The organism is Exiguobacterium sp. UBA5002 (assembly GCF_002396765.1).
GTDB lineage: Bacteria > Bacillota > Bacilli > Exiguobacteriales > Exiguobacteriaceae > Exiguobacterium_A.
In genome coordinates this window covers 16,708-37,225 of record NZ_DGYQ01000011.1, presented here as the reverse complement: position 1 = coordinate 37,225, position 20,518 = coordinate 16,708, and the positions used below count along the sequence as shown (strand labels likewise).

General features: G+C 48.7%; 23 protein-coding genes and 1 pseudogene. 8 read left to right on the top strand and 16 right to left on the bottom strand.

Annotated elements, in window-relative coordinates; all coding sequences use genetic code 11:
- Window positions 1–183 precede the first annotated feature (183 nt).
- Window positions 184–1,380 (top strand): MFS transporter, encoded by a 1,197-nt coding sequence (locus tag B4C70_RS01895; protein WP_290776689.1) that lies wholly within the window; start codon window positions 184–186, stop codon window positions 1,378–1,380.
- A gap of 79 nt (window positions 1,381–1,459) precedes the next feature.
- Here the strand turns inward: B4C70_RS01895 and B4C70_RS01890 are convergent, their stop codons facing one another.
- The 3 genes from B4C70_RS01890 to B4C70_RS01880 all read right to left on the bottom strand — a co-directional run bounded on the left by B4C70_RS01890 (window position 1,460) and on the right by B4C70_RS01880 (window position 2,958).
- Window positions 1,460–1,759, bottom strand: coding sequence for a hypothetical protein (locus B4C70_RS01890; RefSeq protein ID WP_290776688.1), 300 nt, complete (start codon window positions 1,757–1,759; stop codon window positions 1,460–1,462).
- Between the two features lie 67 nt (window positions 1,760–1,826).
- On the bottom strand, window positions 1,827–2,279 hold the full coding sequence (locus tag B4C70_RS01885; protein ID WP_056064504.1) for a DUF4385 domain-containing protein: 453 nt from the start codon (window positions 2,277–2,279) through the stop codon (window positions 1,827–1,829).
- Between the two features lie 49 nt (window positions 2,280–2,328).
- Window positions 2,329–2,958 (bottom strand): TetR/AcrR family transcriptional regulator, encoded by a 630-nt coding sequence (locus tag B4C70_RS01880; RefSeq protein ID WP_290776686.1) that lies wholly within the window; start codon window positions 2,956–2,958, stop codon window positions 2,329–2,331.
- A 108-nt stretch (window positions 2,959–3,066) separates the two neighbouring features.
- On the opposite strand from B4C70_RS01880, the gene kynU reads away from it, so the two are divergent.
- From kynU to kynB, 4 genes are read left to right on the top strand one after another with little or no spacing between them, the layout of a single operon-like run.
- Window positions 3,067–4,344, top strand: a complete 1,278-nt coding sequence (gene kynU, locus B4C70_RS01875) for a kynureninase (RefSeq protein WP_290776684.1) — start codon at window positions 3,067–3,069, stop codon at window positions 4,342–4,344.
- A gap of 10 nt (window positions 4,345–4,354) precedes the next feature.
- Window positions 4,355–5,734 (top strand): amino acid permease, encoded by a 1,380-nt coding sequence (locus B4C70_RS01870; protein ID WP_290776682.1) that lies wholly within the window; start codon window positions 4,355–4,357, stop codon window positions 5,732–5,734.
- Between the two features lie 23 nt (window positions 5,735–5,757).
- Complete coding sequence (kynA, locus tag B4C70_RS01865; protein WP_290776680.1) at window positions 5,758–6,597, top strand: tryptophan 2,3-dioxygenase; 840 nt, start codon at window positions 5,758–5,760, stop codon at window positions 6,595–6,597.
- A 13-nt stretch (window positions 6,598–6,610) separates the two neighbouring features.
- Window positions 6,611–7,234, top strand: a complete 624-nt coding sequence (kynB, locus tag B4C70_RS01860) for an arylformamidase (RefSeq protein WP_290776677.1) — start codon at window positions 6,611–6,613, stop codon at window positions 7,232–7,234.
- A gap of 40 nt (window positions 7,235–7,274) precedes the next feature.
- On the opposite strand, the gene B4C70_RS01855 is transcribed toward kynB, so the two are convergent.
- From B4C70_RS01855 to cydD, 3 genes are all read right to left on the bottom strand, one after another.
- Complete coding sequence (locus B4C70_RS01855) at window positions 7,275–7,913, bottom strand: cyclase (RefSeq protein ID WP_290776674.1); 639 nt, start codon at window positions 7,911–7,913, stop codon at window positions 7,275–7,277.
- 125 nt (window positions 7,914–8,038) lie between these two features.
- Window positions 8,039–9,748 carry a thiol reductant ABC exporter subunit CydC gene (cydC, locus tag B4C70_RS01850; protein ID WP_290776672.1) on the bottom strand — a complete coding sequence of 570 codons (1,710 nt, stop codon included), beginning with the start codon at window positions 9,746–9,748 and terminating at the stop codon, window positions 8,039–8,041.
- Complete coding sequence (gene cydD, locus B4C70_RS01845) at window positions 9,745–11,475, bottom strand: thiol reductant ABC exporter subunit CydD (RefSeq protein WP_290776669.1); 1,731 nt, start codon at window positions 11,473–11,475, stop codon at window positions 9,745–9,747. Before cydD ends, cydC begins: the two co-directional genes overlap by 4 nt.
- Before the next feature lie 208 nt (window positions 11,476–11,683).
- On the opposite strand from cydD, the gene B4C70_RS01840 reads away from it, so the two are divergent.
- Together B4C70_RS01840 and B4C70_RS01835 are read left to right on the top strand one after the other, a co-directional pair.
- Window positions 11,684–12,166 carry an Rrf2 family transcriptional regulator gene (locus B4C70_RS01840; protein WP_290776666.1) on the top strand — a complete coding sequence of 161 codons (483 nt, stop codon included), beginning with the start codon at window positions 11,684–11,686 and terminating at the stop codon, window positions 12,164–12,166.
- Window positions 12,167–12,188: 22 nt separating this feature from the next.
- A pseudogene (locus tag B4C70_RS01835) lies at window positions 12,189–12,557 on the top strand (nuclear transport factor 2 family protein).
- Between the two features lie 63 nt (window positions 12,558–12,620).
- On the opposite strand, the gene B4C70_RS01830 reads toward B4C70_RS01835, so the two are convergent.
- Together B4C70_RS01830 and ypfJ are read right to left on the bottom strand one after the other, a co-directional pair.
- Window positions 12,621–12,788 carry a hypothetical protein gene (locus tag B4C70_RS01830; RefSeq protein ID WP_290776663.1) on the bottom strand — a complete coding sequence of 56 codons (168 nt, stop codon included), beginning with the start codon at window positions 12,786–12,788 and terminating at the stop codon, window positions 12,621–12,623.
- Window positions 12,789–12,871: 83 nt separating this feature from the next.
- Window positions 12,872–13,714, bottom strand: a complete 843-nt coding sequence (gene ypfJ / locus B4C70_RS01825; protein WP_056064528.1) for a KPN_02809 family neutral zinc metallopeptidase — start codon at window positions 13,712–13,714, stop codon at window positions 12,872–12,874.
- A gap of 193 nt (window positions 13,715–13,907) precedes the next feature.
- Between ypfJ and B4C70_RS01820 the strand changes: the two genes are divergently transcribed.
- Window positions 13,908–15,026, top strand: a complete 1,119-nt coding sequence (locus B4C70_RS01820) for a glycosyltransferase family 4 protein (protein ID WP_290776661.1) — start codon at window positions 13,908–13,910, stop codon at window positions 15,024–15,026.
- Between the two features lie 17 nt (window positions 15,027–15,043).
- On the opposite strand, the gene B4C70_RS01815 is transcribed toward B4C70_RS01820, so the two are convergent.
- From B4C70_RS01815 to B4C70_RS01780, 8 genes are all read right to left on the bottom strand, one after another.
- A complete protein-coding gene (locus B4C70_RS01815) occupies window positions 15,044–15,688 on the bottom strand; it encodes a peroxiredoxin-like family protein (RefSeq protein ID WP_290776658.1) in 645 nt (214 codons plus the stop codon).
- A gap of 40 nt (window positions 15,689–15,728) precedes the next feature.
- Complete coding sequence (locus B4C70_RS01810; protein WP_290776655.1) at window positions 15,729–16,796, bottom strand: YcjF family protein; 1,068 nt, start codon at window positions 16,794–16,796, stop codon at window positions 15,729–15,731.
- 98 nt (window positions 16,797–16,894) lie between these two features.
- Window positions 16,895–17,377: a GNAT family N-acetyltransferase gene (locus B4C70_RS01805; protein ID WP_290776652.1), complete on the bottom strand. Its 483-nt coding sequence runs from the start codon at window positions 17,375–17,377 to the stop codon at window positions 16,895–16,897.
- Window positions 17,378–17,464: 87 nt separating this feature from the next.
- A complete protein-coding gene (locus B4C70_RS01800; protein WP_290776650.1) occupies window positions 17,465–17,902 on the bottom strand; it encodes a GNAT family N-acetyltransferase in 438 nt (145 codons plus the stop codon).
- 107 nt (window positions 17,903–18,009) lie between these two features.
- Window positions 18,010–18,711 carry a YjjG family noncanonical pyrimidine nucleotidase gene (locus tag B4C70_RS01795; RefSeq protein WP_290776646.1) on the bottom strand — a complete coding sequence of 234 codons (702 nt, stop codon included), beginning with the start codon at window positions 18,709–18,711 and terminating at the stop codon, window positions 18,010–18,012.
- Between the two features lie 2 nt (window positions 18,712–18,713).
- Complete coding sequence (locus B4C70_RS01790; protein ID WP_214856318.1) at window positions 18,714–19,184, bottom strand: DMT family transporter; 471 nt, start codon at window positions 19,182–19,184, stop codon at window positions 18,714–18,716.
- A gap of 12 nt (window positions 19,185–19,196) precedes the next feature.
- Window positions 19,197–19,859 (bottom strand): Crp/Fnr family transcriptional regulator, encoded by a 663-nt coding sequence (locus B4C70_RS01785; RefSeq protein WP_290776641.1) that lies wholly within the window; start codon window positions 19,857–19,859, stop codon window positions 19,197–19,199.
- A gap of 12 nt (window positions 19,860–19,871) precedes the next feature.
- Window positions 19,872–20,297, bottom strand: coding sequence for a DMT family transporter (locus B4C70_RS01780; RefSeq protein WP_214856320.1), 426 nt, complete (start codon window positions 20,295–20,297; stop codon window positions 19,872–19,874).
- Between the last annotated feature and the right edge of the window lie 221 nt (window positions 20,298–20,518).

Sequence of the window (20,518 nt, the reverse complement as noted above, 5' to 3'; positions counted from 1 at the left end):
GGAAAACTGGCTTGTGTCTCGCCTGAGGGAAGGGCGTGAAAAGACGCGTCATTCTTTTTTGAGTCAGCCCCTTTTTCGAATCCTCGACTCGTCTGCGTTGACAGGCGCTTTAGCTTGAATCTAAGATAATGAAGGTGAAACAAATAACCGCTTACAGAAAGCGGGTCGAAAGAAGGGGTCCCCTTGCACGCGGATCAACGAAAAAAATTAACGGTCCTCATGATCAATATGTTTATTGCGGTCGGGAGCTTCGGGATCATCATTCCGATTCTACCCGCTTACTTAGCTTCGATTGGACAAGGTGGGACGGCGGCTGGGTTAATGATCGCCATCTTTGCCGGAGCACAACTCGTCATGTCACCGATTGCCGGAAAATGGGCGGACCAATACGGTCGTCGCAAGATGATCATCTATGGATTGATCGGCTTGACGCTCTCGATGTTTGTCTTCTACTTCTCCAATTCCGTCACGGTCCTCTACATCTCGCGCGCAATCGGCGGTGCCGGTGCTGCACTCCTGATTCCAGCAATTTTTGCTTACGTCGCGGACATCACGACGATGGATCAACGCGCAAAAGGAAACAGTTACGTCTCAGCTGCGATGTCACTCGGAATCGTCATCGGTCCTGGAATCGGTGGATTCCTTGCCGAGTATGACTTAAAATTGCCACTCCTCGTCTCAGCGATCGTCTCGGGGGCAGCCGTCTTGTTCAGCGTTCTGTTACTTCAAGAAAGCGAAACACACGATGCGACAGCGATGGCACCAGACGAATGTTCGATGCTCAAGAAACTCGGAACGTCGTTTAAGAAACCGTACTTCGTCCCGCTCGTCATTACACTCGTCATGAGCTTTGGTCTCATGGCATACGAATCAGTACTTGGTCTATTCGTCGATGATCAATTCGGTGCTTCACCGAAAGACATCGCGATCATGGTGACGTCGACCGGGATCATCAGTGTCATTGCTCAAATCTTCATCGTCGATAAGTTATCTCGTAGTTTCGGAGAAGGAAAGGTCTTGAACCTATTCCTGTTCATCGCAGCGCTCGGCTTCCTATTGTCATTATTGACATCAAGTTACGGTGGATTCTTTGCGATCACTCTCGTCATCTTCCTTGCGACATCGATTTTACGTCCCGTCTTGAATACGATGATTTCAAAACTCGCTGGTAATGAGCAAGGCTTTGCTATGGGAATGAACAACGCCTACATGAGCATCGGGAACGTGCTCGGACCGACGCTTGCGGGTGTCCTGTATGACGTCAACATTCTCTATCCGTTTGCACTCGGTCTGATTTTCCTCGTCGTGACGTTCATTGGATCATTCATCTGGCAAAAACGTCAAGCACGATTGATTGCCAAGGTCGAACAAAGTTCTTAAACGAATCAAAAATAGCCTCGATTGCTCCATCCCATCGGACAGAGCAGTCGAGGCTATTTCGTTTAACGATATTCGTCCGTCATATGGATTGTTCCTCTGTTCTTGACACAAGCAGTTTCGCAACGATTTCTGTTAACAAGAAAACGAAGACGATTCCTGTAAAATCTAGCGTCAACCACGGCATCAGACCGCAGCCGATTAAAAGTGTCCCAATCATTAACGGACGATACGAAGAAAAGGATGGTCGCTTCGGACGGACACTCAACAGGATGCTCACGACACCAAGCACGATAAGCCATGTCACTGAAATATTATAGAAAAAGTGATCGACCAGTAAAAACAGACCAATCGGATACAGTGGAACCCACCAACGGTTCATACCGATACCTCCCATTTTCTTTTCAGTATCGCATGATTTGAATGGATTCCCTTTATTTTGAACTGACTTATCCGTATTGCTTTTGATGCGCACGTTTAAGTTCAAGGTATTCTTCATCCGCCCGGATCAAATCCCATTTTTCTTGGAAGATGGCCGCAGATTTTGCTTTTTCTTCGTCGATCTCGCGCGTGTGCAATTCTTTAGTCTCTTTATCTTTATATTTACGCCCACCCTTATAGTTCGCGTAACGTCGTGCGCGCGTATGTCCCATCTGAATGAACTTCCGCGCCATATCCATGCCGACGAAGTCCCCGTCTTCTTTATAAGCTAAATACATCTCATAAATTTTCTCAGACGATTCCTTCGCGATATCCGGCGTCTTAAAACGCCAATGCGGCAAAATCTCACTTTTGTAAGGTTCGACGAGTAAGACCCCTTGCTCCCCGCGTCCAACCCGGTACTTTTCCGGCTCCTTACGAAAATCCGTCGTCTTGAAATCGAGATCGTAATCAAACGCCATCCCGGTCACGCTCCCTTCTACTTCGAAACGTTCCCTTCCCGTCCGTTCATCAATCCTCGATCCGGTAGAGTCCTTGCGTATAAATCGTCGCTAAGACGTGCGCGATCTCTTCGATCGTCCCTGTCGCCTCTTCGCGGACGACTTCGAATAAATACATCTCATTCGCGAAGAACCAACCACGGGCGACGAGTTTCGAGTCGACATCCTGCCGCGCAAGTCCTGTCTCCTGCGCATACTGGATATCCTGACTGATCCGATCAATGAACCGTTCCCGAATCGCTTTCCATTTCGCACGGACGATGTAAGACACGCCGATTGCTTGCTCCACAATCCGTAGTATCGCTCGTTCTTCTTCCGCGAGACGTAAGAAATCCGTCGCTTGCGTCACGATGCGTTCCTTTGCCTCGAGCGGCGTCGTCGGTTCGAATGTTCGTTCCGCGATCGCGTGGAAGCGGCTCATGACATCTTCCATCAGGACGACGAGCAGCTCATCTTTCCCTTCGAAATGGACATAGGCTGTTCCGTAACCGACGCCAGCTTGTTTAATGATTTGTGAAATCGTTGCCGTTTGAAACCCTTGTTCTAAGAAGACGTCACGTGCCGCACTCAACAGTTTCTCGCGTGTCCGCACCGTGCGCAGATGACGTTTATCGATTTTTTCTGGTTGAGAAGATGACATATCCTTCACTCCTTTTGTTTTCTCTATTCGACAATATTGACACAATGTCAATTTGTTTGCTACGCTTTTGTCAAAATTGATTGAGCATTCATTTGAGGAGGATGACGTATGACACTGCAAGCAAAACGGACCGATGCTGTTGCTCGGGATGAGCAAGATGCACTCGCTGCCTATCGTGATGAGTTTTATCTGCAACCGGGTAGTATCTATATGGACGGAAACTCGCTCGGCTTATTGTCGAAGCGTGCCGAGAAGACGTTGCTCGAGTCGCTATCAGACTGGAAAGAACTCGGAATCGATGGCTGGATGAAAGGACGTCATCCTTGGTTTGAATTATCGGAACGTCTCGCTGCTCTCAACGCTCCGCTCGTCGGCGCACAAGCTGAAGAAGTCATGGTCACTGGTTCGACGACCGTCAATCTCCATCAACTCGTCGCGACATTCTTCCAACCAACAGAAGGACGAGATAAGATTTTAGCGGATGCGCTGACGTTCCCGTCGGATATCTATGCCCTCCAAAGCCAACTTCGCTTACGTGGTCTGGATCCGGAGACACATCTCATCCAAGTACCGAGTCGGGACGGTCGCTTTTTAGAAGAAGACGATATCATCGCCGCGATGACGGATGATATCGCGTTAATCGTCTTGCCGGCGGTACTTTACCGAAGTGGACAAATTCTCGATATGGAGCGTTTGACGAAGGCGGCACACGACCGTGGCATCCTGATTGGTTTTGATGGTTGTCATTCCGTCGGAGCCGTTCCCCACGCGTTCCATGACTGGGGCGTCGACTTTGCCTACTGGTGTAATTACAAACACTTGAACGGTGGTCCTGGAACGGTTGGTGGATTATTCGTCCACGAACGTCATTTCGGAACGTTGCCTGGTCTGACGGGCTGGTTTGGTTCGCGGAAGGATAAGCAGTTCGATATGGATCATACGATGACACCGGCGGCGCATGCCGGTGCCTTCCAGATCGGGACACCACACGTCTTAAGTCTTGCTCCACAAATCGGTGCATTAGAGATGTTTGACGAAGTCGGTATCGAAGCCGTTCGGACAAAATCACTCGCGTTGACGCAGTACATGATGGAACTCGTCGAGCAGGAACTCACACCGTACGGTTTCGTCATCGGAAATCCGATCGACGATAAACGCCGTGGGGCGCATCTCAGCCTCGAGCACCCGGAAGCAGCACGGATCTGTAAAGCACTCAAGGAAAATCGGATCATTCCCGATTTTCGGGCGCCAAACATCGTCCGTCTAGCACCCGTCGCGCTCTACAATACGTTTATCGATGTCTATGACGTCGTCGCGACACTTAAACGAATCATGAAAGATAAAGAATACGAACGTTTCGCGAATGAACGCGAAGTCGTTGCTTAAGGAGTACACCATGGAACAACCTACTGAACTACGGCGTGAACTCAAGACACGCCAACTCACGATGATTGCGATGGGCTGTGCGATCGGTACCGGTCTCTTCCTCGGAAGTGGACTTGCGATCGGACTTGCCGGACCGAGTGTTTTAATCAGTTACGCAGTCGGCGCCTTCATCGTCCTGCTTTTAATGGGCTGTCTGGCTGAAATGACGGTCGCCCATCCGACATCTGGCTCGTTCGGAACGATTGCCGAACGATACATTAGTCCATATGCGGGTTTTCTCGTCCGCTACTCATACTGGATCGCAAACGTTCTCGCGATCGGCGTTGAAGTCAGTGCGATTGCCATCTATATGAAATACTGGTTCCCGGACGTTCCCGGGCTCGTCTGGATTCTCGTATTCGCTGCCGCGTTGATTTACATCAATGCCACGACAGTCAATACGTTCGCGACCTTCGAATACTGGTTCTCCGTCATTAAAATCAGTGCCATCTTGCTATTCATCTTGCTTGGTGCCTACTTGGTCATCGGTAGTCCAAGTCCTGAAATTGGTCCACAAAACTTCACGAACGACGGTGGTTTCATGCCGTTCGGCTTCTCAGGTCTCTGGATCGCAATCTTCATCTCCCTGTTCAGCTTCCTCGGAACGGAATTGATTGCTGTCACTGCTGGTGAAGCGAAGGACCCGGACGTCGCCGTACCAAAAGCATTAAAAGCGACGGTCTTCCGTCTCTCGACGTTTTATGTCGTCACGATTGCTTTGATGTTGATGATCGTCCCATGGCAACAAGCAGGCGGTGTCGATCAAAGTCCGTTCGTCAAAGTAATGGAGATGCTATCGATTCCATATGCAGGCGGTATCATGAACTTCATCATCCTGACAGCGGCGCTGTCTGCGATGAACAGTCAACTGTACGCTTCGACACGGATGATGTATTCGTTATCGAAGGCAACGTATGCGCCAAAAGTATTTGGACGCTTGAATCGAAAAGGTGTACCACTCTTCGCACTCGCCTTATCGACACTCGGCATTTTTCTCGCAGCGATCATCAGCAGTCAATCGAGCGTCTCTTATCCATTCATGATGGGGATTTCGATGTTCGGGGCGATTTTCACATGGTTCATGATTTTCATCTCCCATCTGTACTTCCGTAAAGCCTGGGAACGTGAAGGTGGACGGACGTTACCGGTTCGGATGATGGGCTATCCCTATCTGACTGCCCTCGGTGCATTGTTGTTATTCGCACTCGTACTAACGACATGGTTCACGGATTTCCAAATCGTCTTGAAGTTTGGTGTACCGTGGTTAGTGTTCTTATCGATCGCCTATTTCTTCTGGAAACGGGCGCATCCGGAACAACCACAGACCGCTGAAAAACGAAAACTGAATTAACATGATAAAGGGGCTGAATGGGAATGACAAAGACAGATCCTACGTCTATTGAAGCATCGATTCAAACGGATTTTAAAAAAGATATGTCCTACGGGGATTATTTGCAACTAGATCCATTGCTTACGAGTCAACATCGCTTATCGGGGCATCATGACGAGATGCTGTTCATCATCATTCATCAAACGAGCGAACTCTGGATGAAGCTGATCCTGCATGAGATGCGAGCAGCGACGCAAGCGGTCGCAAACGATGATCTCGAATCATCGTTTAAGATGCTCGCACGTATCTCAAAGATTCAGCACCAGTTGATTCAGTCGTGGAATGTTTTGTCGACCTTGACCCCTGCCGAATATCTGGAATTCCGTGACGCGCTTGGTCACTCATCCGGTTTCCAATCGTATCAAAACCGTCAAATCGAATTTGCGCTCGGTTTTAAGAATGAGCAGATGCTAAAAGTGTATGCGCATGACGAAACACTCTATCCGATGTTGCTGGAAGATTTGAAGACACCAAGCATCTACGACGAAACGATCCGGGCGATGGCGCGCCATGGGCTACCGATCGACCAATCCGTCCTTGATCGTGATGTCACGCAAGACTGGACGCCGAATGCAAGTGTCGAAGCAGCTTGGGCGACCGTCTATCGGGATGTCGAACAATACTGGGATCTGTATGAGCTCGGTGAAAAACTACTTGATATCGGGAGCCAGCAGCAGATGTGGCGCTTTAACCATATGAGTACCGTCGAACGGATCATCGGACAAAAGCCAGGAACAGGCGGTTCTTCTGGCGTCAGTTATCTACGACGTGTGCTCGACCACCGATTCTTCCCGGAACTGTGGTCAGTCCGCACGACATTATGAGGAGGATGAAGCGATGACACGATGGATTGATGTTTCACAACCACTTGATCGCCACGTCACGACGTGGCCGGGAGATACACCGTTTGAAGCGACATTGACATGGAATAAGGCAGACACCGGTTCCGTTAACGTCGGAAAGGTAACGATGAGTCTGCATACTGGCACTCATGTCGATGCGCCGTTTCATTTTGACGATGCCGGACAAAAAATCGTCGATCTTGATCCGGATCTCTACATCGGACATGCGCGCGTCATTTACTTACCAGGTCGTACAGAAATCACAGCCGCTGATTTAGATGGCTTTGAGCTAAATGATGTCCAGCGCTTGATCATCAAAACAGATGGTTGGATCGACAAATCAACTTTCCCAGAAACGATTCCCGTCTTGACGCCAAGTCTTGCTGAGCGTCTCGGAGAACTCGGGATTTCGCTGATTGGTCTCGACTTACCAAGCGTCGATGCGATCGATAGCAAGGAAATGGCGGCCCATCACGCACTGGCGCAGCATGGAGTCCATATCCTTGAAGGACTCGTCCTTGATGCGATCACGCCTGGTGATTACCACCTCAACGCTGTTCCACTTCCGCTCGTCGACGGCGACGGTAGTCCCGTTCGTGCCTTACTTCGTCCATACTAAAAAATCCGTTCAGCAGGCTCTCTGCTGGACGGATTTTTTGTTACTTAGGTAGTGGTTCGAACAAACTGGCTTCGATTTGACGAACGACATGTCCTAGGACCGCAAGTGATTGATCGACCTCGAATCCTTGATCCAAGGAGTGATTCGCTCCTTCCATGATATCAATCGTCAGTTGTGAGGTGCGACACGTTTCAAGTGCCGCTTCATCATAAAACTTATCGGCTGTCCCGATGACGAGGAGTCCAGCTTGCGACGAATTGGCGATTTGTTCGGCCACTTCAGTCAGGACGGGTGTTAAGAAGACGAAGCGTGCTGTCTGTAGACTCGGCTTAGCAAGCAATGCCGCTAGCGGAATCGTTCCTAACGACTTTGCGATGAACTGAACGTTTTCGTATGTATGTGTCGCCAGCACTTCAGAGACGACAGCGTCGACCCGACGTGTCATGCAGGTATTCGATTCAGTGTCTGACATCGAAAAGAGCTCTTCTGTCACATAGTGAATACAGATGACATCGATGTCTCGAGCTAGTAGTGCCATCCGGCTGTAGTAGAAGTAAGGATGATCGTACAAATAAGATGCTCCCGAGATCAAGAAGCAAACCTGTTTGGATCCCATTTGAAAATGATCATATGAAACGGTCGTCTGATCGACGACGATAGATGATTGTGTAATGCGCATGAAATCCCTCCGCGTTTTTTCTAGACTTTACCATTTCAGAGGTAGACTGTCATGTCTTTTTCGGTTCTCCCTTATAAACTAAAAAAGGCGATGTACCACATTGGGTCATCGCCAATCCTATCTCTTTATCCAATCGGAGCAAACACGGACTGTTCGACTTGTTTTAATTCATAGAACGCTCCTTGTCGCGCCATCAATTCGGTATATGTTCCGACTTCGATGACGTGACCTTGATCCATGACGATGATTTGATCCATCGCTTCAAGACCCGCTAACCGGTGGCTGACGAGGACAAGTGTCGCGTCCTCCGCTCGTGTCAACAATCGATCGAGAATCATCTGTTCCGTCAAAGCATCAACGGAAGACGTCGGTTCGTCAAGCAAGTAAAGCGACGCTTCCCGCAAAAGCACACGAGCAATCGCTAAGCGTTGTTTTTCTCCTCCAGACAAGTTCTCGCCTTTTTCAAATACACGATCGTTTAATTCGAACGTCGTTAACCCAACATCATCGAGTGCTTGACGCATCGCCTCGTCCGTTGCTGCTTCGTTCGCAAGCAATAGATTATCGCGAAGCGTTCCATAAAAGTAATGATTCTGTTGCAGCACGACATTTGCGTGTTGCCACAGTCCTTCCGGATCAACCGTCTGACTCTCTTGACCTGCAATTGTTAATCCGTCCGCTGGATACATCCGTAACATCAATTGAAGTAACGTGGATTTCCCGGAACCACTCGCCCCGACGATCGCCGTCTTCTTGCCGGCAGGAATTGAGACGGTGACGTCACGTAAGACCGGACGCGGTGCATCAGGGAAAGTGAACGTCAACGCGTTCGTTTCAAAGGATGGTGCCTGATCGAGAACAAACGTGTCATAAGTTGGCTCTTCTTGCCCGGTCACGACTTCATCAAGTCGTTTCGCAGCATGCCGGCTATCTTCGAAAAAGCCCGGTAAAATCGCCATCGGTGCGGCGTTTTCAAAAACGGTCAGCGATGTCATGACGAGTAAAGCGAGGAAGACCCCTTCGAGCTGTCCACTCGCGACGAGATAGGCACCGACACCAAGAACGAGCCAAGAGATGATCAGCGTCACCATCGTATTCAAGGCCAAGTTCGAGACGGCATGTAGCCCATTACGTTTTTCTTCCTCGACATACCGTTTCGCGACGGCATTCAAGTCCTGTTCTTTTTGATCAAGTTGCTGGTAAATCTTTAAGTCACGATAGCCCTGGAACAGCTCTGTCACTTCTGTTGAAAGATCACCACGGCGGACACGAACCGAACGTGCGAAACGTTGTTCGCGGTACGCGAACCAACCTGGAATCAAGAAACCGGTCAGAATCAAACCAAGTAATAGAATCCCGGCAATCGTCCACGAGAAGAAACTGACGAAAAAGATCGTACAGAAGAAGACAAGCAACAAGACAATCGGTGGATAGAGAACACGTAAAAACGTATTTTGCAGACTCTCGACGTCCCCGACGATCCGGGCAAGTAAATCCCCACTCCGGTATTTGCCGAAAATTCCTGGCGCGAGCGGCTCGAGTCTCCGGTAGAACGACGTCCGGATATCACTGAGGATTGTAAACGTCGCCCGGTGCGAATAATAACGTTCCGCATATCGACTGGCGGCACGTGTCAGACTCGAGATTTTTTGTAGCGCAATCAGGACGGCAAGTGTTTGAATCGGTGGCAATAAGGCTGCCTTTGAAATCAGGTAACCACTTGCTGCGAATAACCCGACCGCCGTCACTCCAGCGAGGACACCGAAGAAAATCGACCAGGCGATATCGCGTTTTTGATGCACCATCAATCGAAAGACTCCTAATAGTTCCTTCATCGTGTTTCCTCCCCTCTCTGGACGCTACGCATCCGGGCATACTCCGAATCACGTCCAAGCAGTTCATCGTGCGTACCACAATCGACGATTCGTCCGCCGTCGAGGACGACGATTTGATCTGAGCGCTCGATCGTATGCAGGCGGTGTGCGACAGTGATGACTGTCGCTGTTTGTCCAAGCTGTTCGATCGCTTGTTGGAGCAGTCGCTCCGTTTTGACGTCGAGTCCTGTCGTCGGTTCATCAAAGACGATGACGTTCGGTCGTTTCAAGAACGCTCGTGCCAACGCAACGCGCTGTTTCTCGCCACCTGATAGACCACGTCCGCCTTCTCCAATTACTGTGTCAATCCCTTCAGGTAACGTCGCAATCAACTCCTCGAGTCCTGCTGCCTGTGCCGCCTCAAAGATTTCTTCCGGCGTTGCTTGACGGAGTTCACCGATCGCAATGTTTTCTGCCAGCGTTCCGGCATACAGATACGGATGCTGCGAGATGTAGCTCAACTGACGGAACCAACTCGCTTCCTCCACCTGACTGCGATTAATCCCGTCAAGCAGAATCCGTCCTTCTTTTGGATCCGCGAGTCCGGCAATCAACTGCAAGACAGTCGACTTACCGGCACCACTGCGACCGATCAACGCCACCTTTTGATACGGTTCAATCGCAAGTGTCACGTCTTGTAAGGCAAAGCGTCCTTCTTGATACGTAAAATCAACTTCATCCAAGACGATTCGTGGTGGACGGTTCATCGAAAGTTCTGATTGACCGAAGGCAACAGGACGATCGTCTGCTGTTAGTTCGGCTGCGATTTGTTTCGCTGCCGCGACACTACCGCGTCCCGTATGGAAGGCAGCTCCCATCTCTTTTAAGGCAAGATAGTATTCTGGTGCCAACACGAGCATCAAGAACGCCGGGATGAAGGTAATGCTTTGGAACAAAATCAAGCGCAGACTGACTTCAAGTGCAATCATTCCCATGCTGAGCATCGATATGAACTCAAGCATCAGCGACGATAAGAAGGCGAGCTTCAAAACCGTTAACGTCGCATCACGGAAATCAAGACTGCTTTTTTCGATGACATCACGTTGTCGTTTCGCACGACCAAATAACTTCAAGGTCGTCAGTCCTTGCAACGTATCAAGGAACGTTCCCGAGAATGCCGTCATCTTCTCGAGTTGAGCATCGGCCCGCTTTTGCGTCATGATGCCGATGATGATGTAGAACAACGGAATGAACGGTGCCGTAATCATCATGACGAGACCGGTGATCCAGTCATAGCTGAATGCCGCGATCAAGACCATCAAGGGAACAATCGTCGTCTGGACTACTTTCGGCAAGTACTGACTGTAGTAGCTGTCCATCTCGTCTACAGCGTCGAGCAAGACACTGACCTTCTTTCCCGCTTGCCCTTGTAGCATCATCTCGACCGAACGACCCGTGTATTTCGCAACGAGCGCTTCCCGAAGCGCCTGCTTCATGTGTGCCGATAACGTCGTACCGAGACGACCGTTCCAATACGTCACGGCGACCCGGAGCAACAGCATCCCGAGGACGACAAGTAGTAACGGAATGACAGCTTCAAACGGTTGTTCTTTCAAGAAAATCCGATCGACCGTCAACACGATACCGTATGATTGACCGACGACCGCGACCCCCATCAGGAAAGCTGCCATGATGAATTGAATGAGAATAATGCGTGGAATCTGGACGATTCCTTTTAATGGATTCATATACAAACGTCCTTTCACGAAGTGTGAACGACTTTTAGTGAATATTTTCACATATCGTACATTTAGTATATCGAATCTGGAACGGGGATGCCATGCAGATGCTGTCGAAAAGGTGTGACGGTTTTGTGAGAGCATAAAACTCGACAATCCTTTCGAATGAAACTATTATGGATATATATTATCCACGTTTAACGAAAGGAGTCTTTCTATGCAAATGAAAACCGGGGTCGAGCAATCCGTTTATGCGATGTTGCTCTTAACCTTCCTGCCGGAGCGCGCCGTTTTGTCCGGTGAATTCATCAGCCAGCAACTCGGTGCTTCACCGACCTATTTCCAAAAGCTCTTACGAAAACTCGTTCAGGCGGATCTGTTGTATTCCGTACCGGGTGTCAAAGGGGGCTTTCGCTTGCGACGTCCGGCAGACGAAATTCAAATCTTCGATGTCTATCAAGCCATTGAGGGCAAACAGACATTGTACGCGTCAAGTGGTGTCTTTGAAGATTTGATGGGGATTCAGGAACAGGAGATCGGTCTGCTCTCGAATCTGATGACAGAGGCAGAAGATGCGTGGCAATCGACGTTGAAGCGCGAATCAATCGGCTCGATCCGTCAAGCAATTGACGCCTCCTGTCCACCGAAACATTTAGAACGGTTGCATGCGTTAATCACAGACCGGATGATGACACTTTAATGAACAGAAAGAGGTTTTTACTATGGTATTGAATCGTTATTTTGACTTATTCGACGCGTCACGCACGGACGCACAAGCTTTTGAGGATCTCGTTTCCTTATTCACGACAGACATCACGTTCGTTCTGAACGGACAACCAAAGCATGGCATCGACGCCTGGAAACAGTTCGTCCGTCATGTGTTTACAGCGAATCAAGACATTAAGCACATGTATGCGGGCTAGGAAGAAACAACACCAGGAACGTATGAAACACGCTGGGCAGTTTGCGGAAAACGGGCAGACGGTAGTGTCTTCACGCAAGACGGAAAAGATATCGCACGTCTCGATGAAAACGGACGGATCGCTTACCTGGAGAACGTTCCAGATGATCCGACGATGTTCCGTTCATAAGGTAAGTTCATATCAGCAAAAAACTGTGTCCCGCTTTTAAGCAGAACACAGTTTTTTTGATTTCTAACGTTTGATTACGAGTCGCTTCAGCAAGTAGCCCGTGATGACGAGTAACGACGCAATCGCGATATAGACCATGTAGACCAACAAGTTTGGCGCAAATCGTGACACGATGTACGTCAATACGACGACAGCCGTATACAGCAACAAAAATAGACTGATGTGCTTCAACTTCGACACTCCCCTTTGAATCCTTCTCTCTTCTTTACGGAAACGACTGGAAAATGTTTCAAAAGGTATGTCTTTACTTCGTTTTATAGATTCTTCGCTTTGAATGTGTCTCCACCTTCGATCGTGCCGTTATCAAAGCCTTTTTGGAACCAACGCTCTCGTTGCGCCGATGTGCCGTGAGTGAAACTTTCCGGTACGACATATCCTTGTCCTTTCTCTTGTAACGTATCGTCCCCAACAGCATTGGCTGCTGTCAACGCTTCTTCAAGATCGCCTTCTTCGAGCAAGTTTTCTCCTTGCGCGTGATGCGCCCAGACGCCGGCATAATAATCTGCCTGTAGCTCGAATCGAACGAGGTATTTATTGAACTTCTCCTCACTCATTTGCTTTCGAAGTGGCATGATCTCATCCGATTTTCCGAGTAACGTCTGGACATGATGCCCGACTTCATGCGCAATGACATACGCCATCGCAAAATCGCCCGGTGCTCCGTATTTCGTCTGCAGTTCATCATAAAAGCTTAAATCAATGTATAATTTCTGATCACCGGGACAGTAAAAGGGACCGACGGACTTCCCTGCTTGTCCGCAAGCCGAACTAACTTGATCCGTATATAAGACGAGTGTCGGTTTTTTATAGGTCTTACCATCTTCTTTAAATTCTTTCGTCCAGACTCGTTCCGTATCGGCCAAGACGACGGAGACGAAGTCCGCTGCTTCTTTTTCCTGCGCTGTTTCCTCATACGTCGTATTTTGCTGATCCCCACCGGTTAAGTCTCCGAGTAGTTCAGTTGGATTACCACCCATCAAAGTGATGACGATCAGCAGGATGATCCCGACACCACCGCCGATACCGGCGATTCCTTTCCCACCCATTCCCCGCCGGTCCTCGACGTTCGAACTCCGTTCTCTTCCCTTCCATTTCATGCGTTTTCCTCCTACCTGTTTCGTTATTGTTCTTTACCCAAAAGCTTTTATACGTAACGCTTCAGGACATCATAGATGAAACAGAAGTCATTTGATTTGAAGGATTTTCTAGGAATATCCTTCTACTGTAGAGAAGATTAGTAGCAGAACCGATCTTTCGGATCCAATTTTTTCTACGCAAAGGAGGTACGACATGAAACCTCATCTACTTTTTTTATCTTGGCGTGATGCTCGACATCCACAAGCCGGAGAAGCTGAAACTTTTATTCATGAAATGTTGCGGCGTGTCAGTACTACCTACCGAGTTACCCATTTGTCTGTCTCATTCAAGGGCGGATCACCGACGGAGTATCGAGATGGTATCACTTACCTCCGTTATGGTACGACAGCTTCTCTTATTCCATATGCACTTTATTATTACTGGTCTTATGCTAAAACGATTGATTTAGTTCTGGATCATTTGAATGGGTTTCATTTCTTCACACCATTTTATGTTCCACGTCATAAACGAACTTTATTTCTTTATCAATTGATTCGTGAACGTTGGTCGACGACGCTTGTGTTTCCTTTTTCAAAGCTTGGCGAATGGACAGAGACTCGACGGTTAAGCTGGTATAAAGATAGTCATGCCTTGACTATCAGCCCCTCTGTTGTAGATGAACTACAAAGTGCTGGTTTTACTAACAGTCATATCACGATGTTGCCGCCAGGACTTTCCTTTTCCCCGTGGTCTGAACAGGAATGGGAGTTAAAAGAACATGTTCCAACCTTTCTATATATCAACCGTCTGAACGAAAAAGAACTTCAAGATACGATTGGGGCATTCCTTATGGTCCAACGTGAGTTTCCTGAGACACGCCTCTGGCTTATTGGTATTCGTAACAGCTCTCATCTTTTGCAATACCTTACACTTCCCCTTCCTAAAGAAGTGAAGGATGCTATCACATACTACGATTCAATCACTGAAACAGAAACGCGCAGCATGATGAGTCGTGCCACCGCTCTCCTCTTCCCTTCTATACGCGAAGGCGTGGGTTTTCCTATAATTGAAGCGGCAGCTGTCGGAACACCGTCCATCGTATATGATGCTCCTGGTGTCCGAGACGCCGTTAAGTATGGCATGACAGGCTACATGGCTAAAAACAAAACACCTGGTGCACTCGCTGCCGAAATGCGAGCTTGTTTCCGAGATCCAGAGGAGTACGAAGCCATTCGTACCTCCGCTCATCATTTTGCACGGGCAATGGACTGGCAACAGACTGATCTCAAGTTTCAAGAATGGTTGAGACAAGTACTGCTTGATACAAAATAAAGGTAAACTTCATGCTTTTAATTCTGTTCAAGTTTTGGGATGATCTGCTCTGGATCAACGCGTTTCGTATAATCCGATGGCACTTCTACGAAACGAATCACACCACTTGTCTCAATAATGAACGTTGCCGGTTTAGGAAGTTGCCAGTCATCATTTCCGTTATGCTTCGCAACATCGAGTCCTGATGCCTTGTAAATCTCAATCAAATAATCCGGTAAGTCAAACACGAGGTCGAATTGACGGGATACATGTAAATCAACGTCACTTAAGACAGGGAAACTCAAGCCATTCTTATCCGCTGTTTGTTCAGCAAAATCAGGCGTCTCCGGACTGATTGCAACAACGATTGCACCAAGTGCGCGAATCCGTTCGATCTCCCGTTCGTAAGCGCGAAGCTCGAGATTGCAGTACGGACACCAGCCACCCCGGTAGAACGTCAAGATGACAGGACCTTGCTCGAGTAATGTCTCGATTGCGACTGGTTCTCCAGATACAATGGGTAATGTAAAGTGTGGGATTGTGTCAACGACACCTAGACCTTGTACGACTCCAGAAGCAGCCAGTTCAGCTGTCGCTTCCGCCATCAACCGTTGTTTCTCAGCAGGTGCCTTTTGTCGGAATTTCGATTGATATTGTTTGATTTCTTCGAGTAGTCGTGTCATATGTTCTCCCCCTTCATTGCTGTATGGAATAGCAAGGAGATTACTCGTTTGTCTCTTCTGACGACTCCTCCGCCTTCTTTCGGAATCGTTTGACGAACCCCATTAGTTGTTCCGGTGTTAATTCGAGCTTATTCTCATAGACATATTTCGTTCCGTATCCGAGTGCAAGGGTGGCGGTCGAAGCGACTCCCGCGGCAATGACGGCACCATATCCCGGAACTAGCTTCGCCATTTGCCGAAAAGCAGTCTTTCCGGAGTTTCCGACGATCGTCACGACAAGCAACTCCTTCGCACTCTCTTTGGATAACTGCCGTTCGTACAGATTTGATAACTTGAGCATCAAGCCGATTTGAATTGAAGTCAACGGAATGATATCAGCTCCTGGAAACGGGACGGCACCGATTGCACCAGCAGCTGTTCCGGCACCCACGATCCAGTTGTTGGCGATCTTCCCACGAACGGTCGGATCCATCTGGCGAACGAACACATTATCCTTGTCGAACTTTTTTAAGATATCGAGGACCTCCCGGCGGAGCCAATCGATGTTCGTTCCTTCTCGTGCTGATACGGGAATGATTTTTGGTCCTGGTAGTTTTTCTGCAATATGCTGGACGATCGTGTCGACATCATCCGTCGCATCCATCTTCGTGACGACGATCAAGACATTTTGGTTATGTTGATAGATCTTACGGAAATTCTTCGTCTCCGTCTCAGATAAAACAGTACCTGCCGCATTTAAAAAGTAAAGGATGACATCGGCACTTTGATAGTACGTCCACGTCGCTTCCGAGTTCTGTGTATTGGCATCATTCAATCCTGGTGTATCGACGAAGATGACTTTATCTTCCGGGTGCTGCCTTACTTGATCGATCCGGACCGTTTCACCTGGGCGTGCTCCGACCGTTGCCACTTCACGACCAAGAATCGCGTTCAAGGTCGAGGATTTTCCCGCATTGACGTCTCCGATCAGGGCAACCGTCACGTCCTGCTCCAACGATTGATTGAAATCCCGTCGCTCCGATTCAAATGACTGATCAAAAATTTCCTCCAGTTTACGTTTCCGTTTTTGCTGATTGGTCTCAAGTCCTTCACCAAAAAAATCATCCATCGTGATCCCTCCCCCTTCTTCTGCTATCTGTCTTTTCCCGTTATCCCTTGCTTTCAACACAAAGAAGGCAAGGGAACATTGCGTCCACTTGCCGAATTTTAGAGATATGGGCTGCGTCGCTCGAGCAATACCGTATCGCGCCATCTGCCTCCGAGCCGACCAATTCGCTCCCTGCGACCAACTTCGCGAAAATTAAAACGTTCATGAAGGCGCAGACTCGCATGATTTTCCGGAAAAACTTGCGATTGCAGGGTCCAGATGCCGGCTGCTTCACTTGCTTTAATGACGTCTTCCATCAAGCGTGTGCCGACACCTTTACCGCGTGCTTCTTCCGCGATATAAAGACTGATTTCAGCGACACCAGCGTATGCTGGAATCGAAGAAAATGGACTTAATGCGACCCATCCGAGCAGTTGCTCGCCTTCAATCGCAACGAGACGACTGTGTTCATGGTGATGCCTCGTCCATTCTTCGTACGGTAATGCTTCCGTGCGAAACGTCGCGTTCTCCGTCTTTATTCCTTGTTCGTAGATCCGAACGACTTCTGGGTAATCTTCCGCTGTCATTTGACGTATTTCCATTTCATCAGACTCCTTTGTTGCTCACATGCTGATTCTAGTTCGACAGCATGTCAGGAGTCTCCTGTTTAATCGACGGTTCATCAAGTTTTATACTTCTAATCGTACTGCCATTTCTCGACCAAATCGATCCCCGTGGTCGATGAAGCCGAGACTCGCATACAGACGGTGTGCCGCCTGATTATCTGGTCGATAGCCGACGACGATTCGTTTTGCTGCGGGTAACATTCGCATCTCTTCAATCAGGGCTTGCATCGCTAATCGCCCGATCCCGTTCCCTTGCTGCGCCTGATCAATCATGATGCGGTATATCCAGTAACCGTCGAGTTCTTCTAGTTCCGTGTTGTACATCACAAAACCAACAACCGTATCGTCCATCATAATCGCCCGAAGGACAAGGCATGGTTCGAACTTCGCTTGCGCGATCGAATAGACATTCGCTTCCATGAAGTCCTGCTGTTCTGCTGTCAGCGTCAGCTCACAACAAGCTTCCCAATTTTTTGCTGTTACCGGTACGAGTTGAATCATGTTCATCTCCCCTTTTAATTAGACGGGAGTTGCCTCCAGCGTCTGTTGATCACATCGTTGCACGGTGATCGCCCCCTTTCCTTCTCTTTCTTATCGGCTGATTTGATTCATTGTTGAAGGACTGCTGCGTTTTCAAGCACTGCAGGAAGTTCGGCTAACGACGTAATCGTAAACGTGGGCTTGATATCCGTTGCCGACTTTCCTTCTGGATTAAACCAACATGTTGCGATACCGGCTTCGTTCCCACCTGCGATATCAGCTGACAAGGAATCTCCGACGATGATCGTTCGCGCCGGGTCGAATTGCGGAATCCGCGCAAACACATGATTGAAGAAGCCTGCCATCGGCTTTTGGAAACCTGTCTCCTCTGAAACGAAAATCGCTTTAAAGAAGTGCGTTAATCCGGCGCCATCAAGTCGCGCGCGTTGCGTCTTTGATATCCCGTTCGTGACAACGTACATCTCGACGTTCCCTTCTAGTTGCACTAACAGGGCAGTCGCACCCGGAATCAATTCCGTCCCTTGCGCGAGGTATCCGCGATACGTTTCGTCAACTTCTCGTCCGTTGACTTCTCGTCCTTCTTCCGCAAAGAACGTCACGAATCGCGAGTGAATGACTTCCTCCCGTGTCACTTCACCCCGTTCGAGTGCTCTCCAGAGTGCGTGATTGATTTCCTTGTAGCGCGCTTCTCGCTCAGTCGTCCACGTTAGATCTTGTTGCTCAAGCAGACGTCTAAAGGCAATCCGTTCCGTCGCTTCAAAATCAAGTAGTGTATGGTCAATATCGAATAATACTGTTTTATAAAACATATTCACGCACCCTTTCGTACATGTTGTACAGTCGTTGTTTTGCCGCCTAGTTGAAATAACAGAACTCCGCCACCAATCAATAGGACACCGAGTGCTTTCGTCCACGTAAACGGAACGGTCTGTAAACCGAACCAACCGAGCGTATCCCACAGCAAGGCAAACAGGATTTGTGATACCATGACGATCGAAATCGCTCGACTCGGTCCGAGTTGTTGAACGCCTTGCGTCACACAGAGGACGACACCGACACCGATGATCCCACTGAACCAAAACCAAGTTTGCGCCTGTTCGAGTGCAAACAATTGTGACCCTTCGACGATCAAACCAATCATCAGTGAAGCGAGGAACCCGAGTCCAAGGACTAGCGTCGTCGTCGCCCAAGCACCGACATGTTCTTTGACTTTTGCGTTAAACGTATTTTGAATACAAACGAGCATACCCCCACAAAGGGCAAGGATGATTCCCGTAACCATGTTGCACCTCTTTCATTCGTAAATGCTTTCTCCGACGCGTTCCATCAATCCGTCTCGATCAATGATCTCAATCGTATGCTGCGTTCGGCGAATCAACCCATCGTCGACGAACTGACGTAAGACACGGTTGACATGACGGTAGCTCGTCCCGATCAAATCTGCTGCATCGACGAGTTCCTTACTCGCAAAAGCATCCGTATTAGGTGTCATCGACAGCAAATAACTGGCTAGCCGAACTTCAACCGGGTACAACAAATTGAAGCTGAGCGTATGCGATTTTAATTCAAACTTTTTCGTGATCGTCTCGAGTAAAAATAATAAAAAGGCAGAATGATGTACACGTGCCTCTTCTAAATCCGGATAAGCGATCCGTAAGACGGTCACTGGTGTCACTGCCTCGACCGTGTTCATCAAATCAATCTTTCGGACGAACTCAATATCGCCGACGAGATCAAACGGATGCTTGAAGGACAACACGAGACGTTTCCCCGTTGCCGACATATGCGTGATTTTCAATTTGCCTTCGACGAGCAGGTAGAGTTCATGCGCAACATCGCCTTGCCGACATAAGGTCTCACCCGGTGCGAACGTCTGGATGTGCATCGCTTTGCGTAACGATGCATCAAAGACATGCGTTAACTGATACCATTCCAAATAGGTTACAATGTTCGTCACGCTTTCTCCTCCTTAGCTTTTTAAGATGAAGATCCCCGCAATCATCATCAAGATGCCGATGATCTGCGGTCCCCGCAGTCGACGTTTCATGACACCAAACCAGCCTCTTCCGTCAATCCAGAGTGCAAGCGCTAATTGCGCCAATAAAAAGAGCGAAATCGTCAAGGTCACGCCCATCCGGTGGACAGCCGTCATGTTGCTGAATAATATGATCGCTGCAAAGGCACCTCCTGCCAGATAAAGCGGTTTGACACGTCGCATCGCCGAAAAACTGCGATCCCGTAAGACGATCGCTAAGAGGATCGCAACGATGAACCCGGTCATCTGTGTAATCGTTGCCGCTTGCCACGTCCCGATCGTTTGACTAATCCGGGCATTGGCAACACTTTGAAGCGTTAAGAAAAAGCCACCAGCAATCGCAAATAAGACACCACGCATGTACATACTCCTCTCTCGTTCCATGATACTCTCATTTAACGAGAGTCTTTCTGATTTGAACAGGACATTTGTCCTGAGATGTTCCGAAGTTTAGAAATCATGATGAGTAAATAGAATTTCATACAACTCCAAGTGTATCAAAAGGGGCTGACTCAAAAAAAGAATGACGCGTCTTTTCACGCCCTTTCCTCAGGCGAGACACAAGCCAGTTTTCCTGCTTC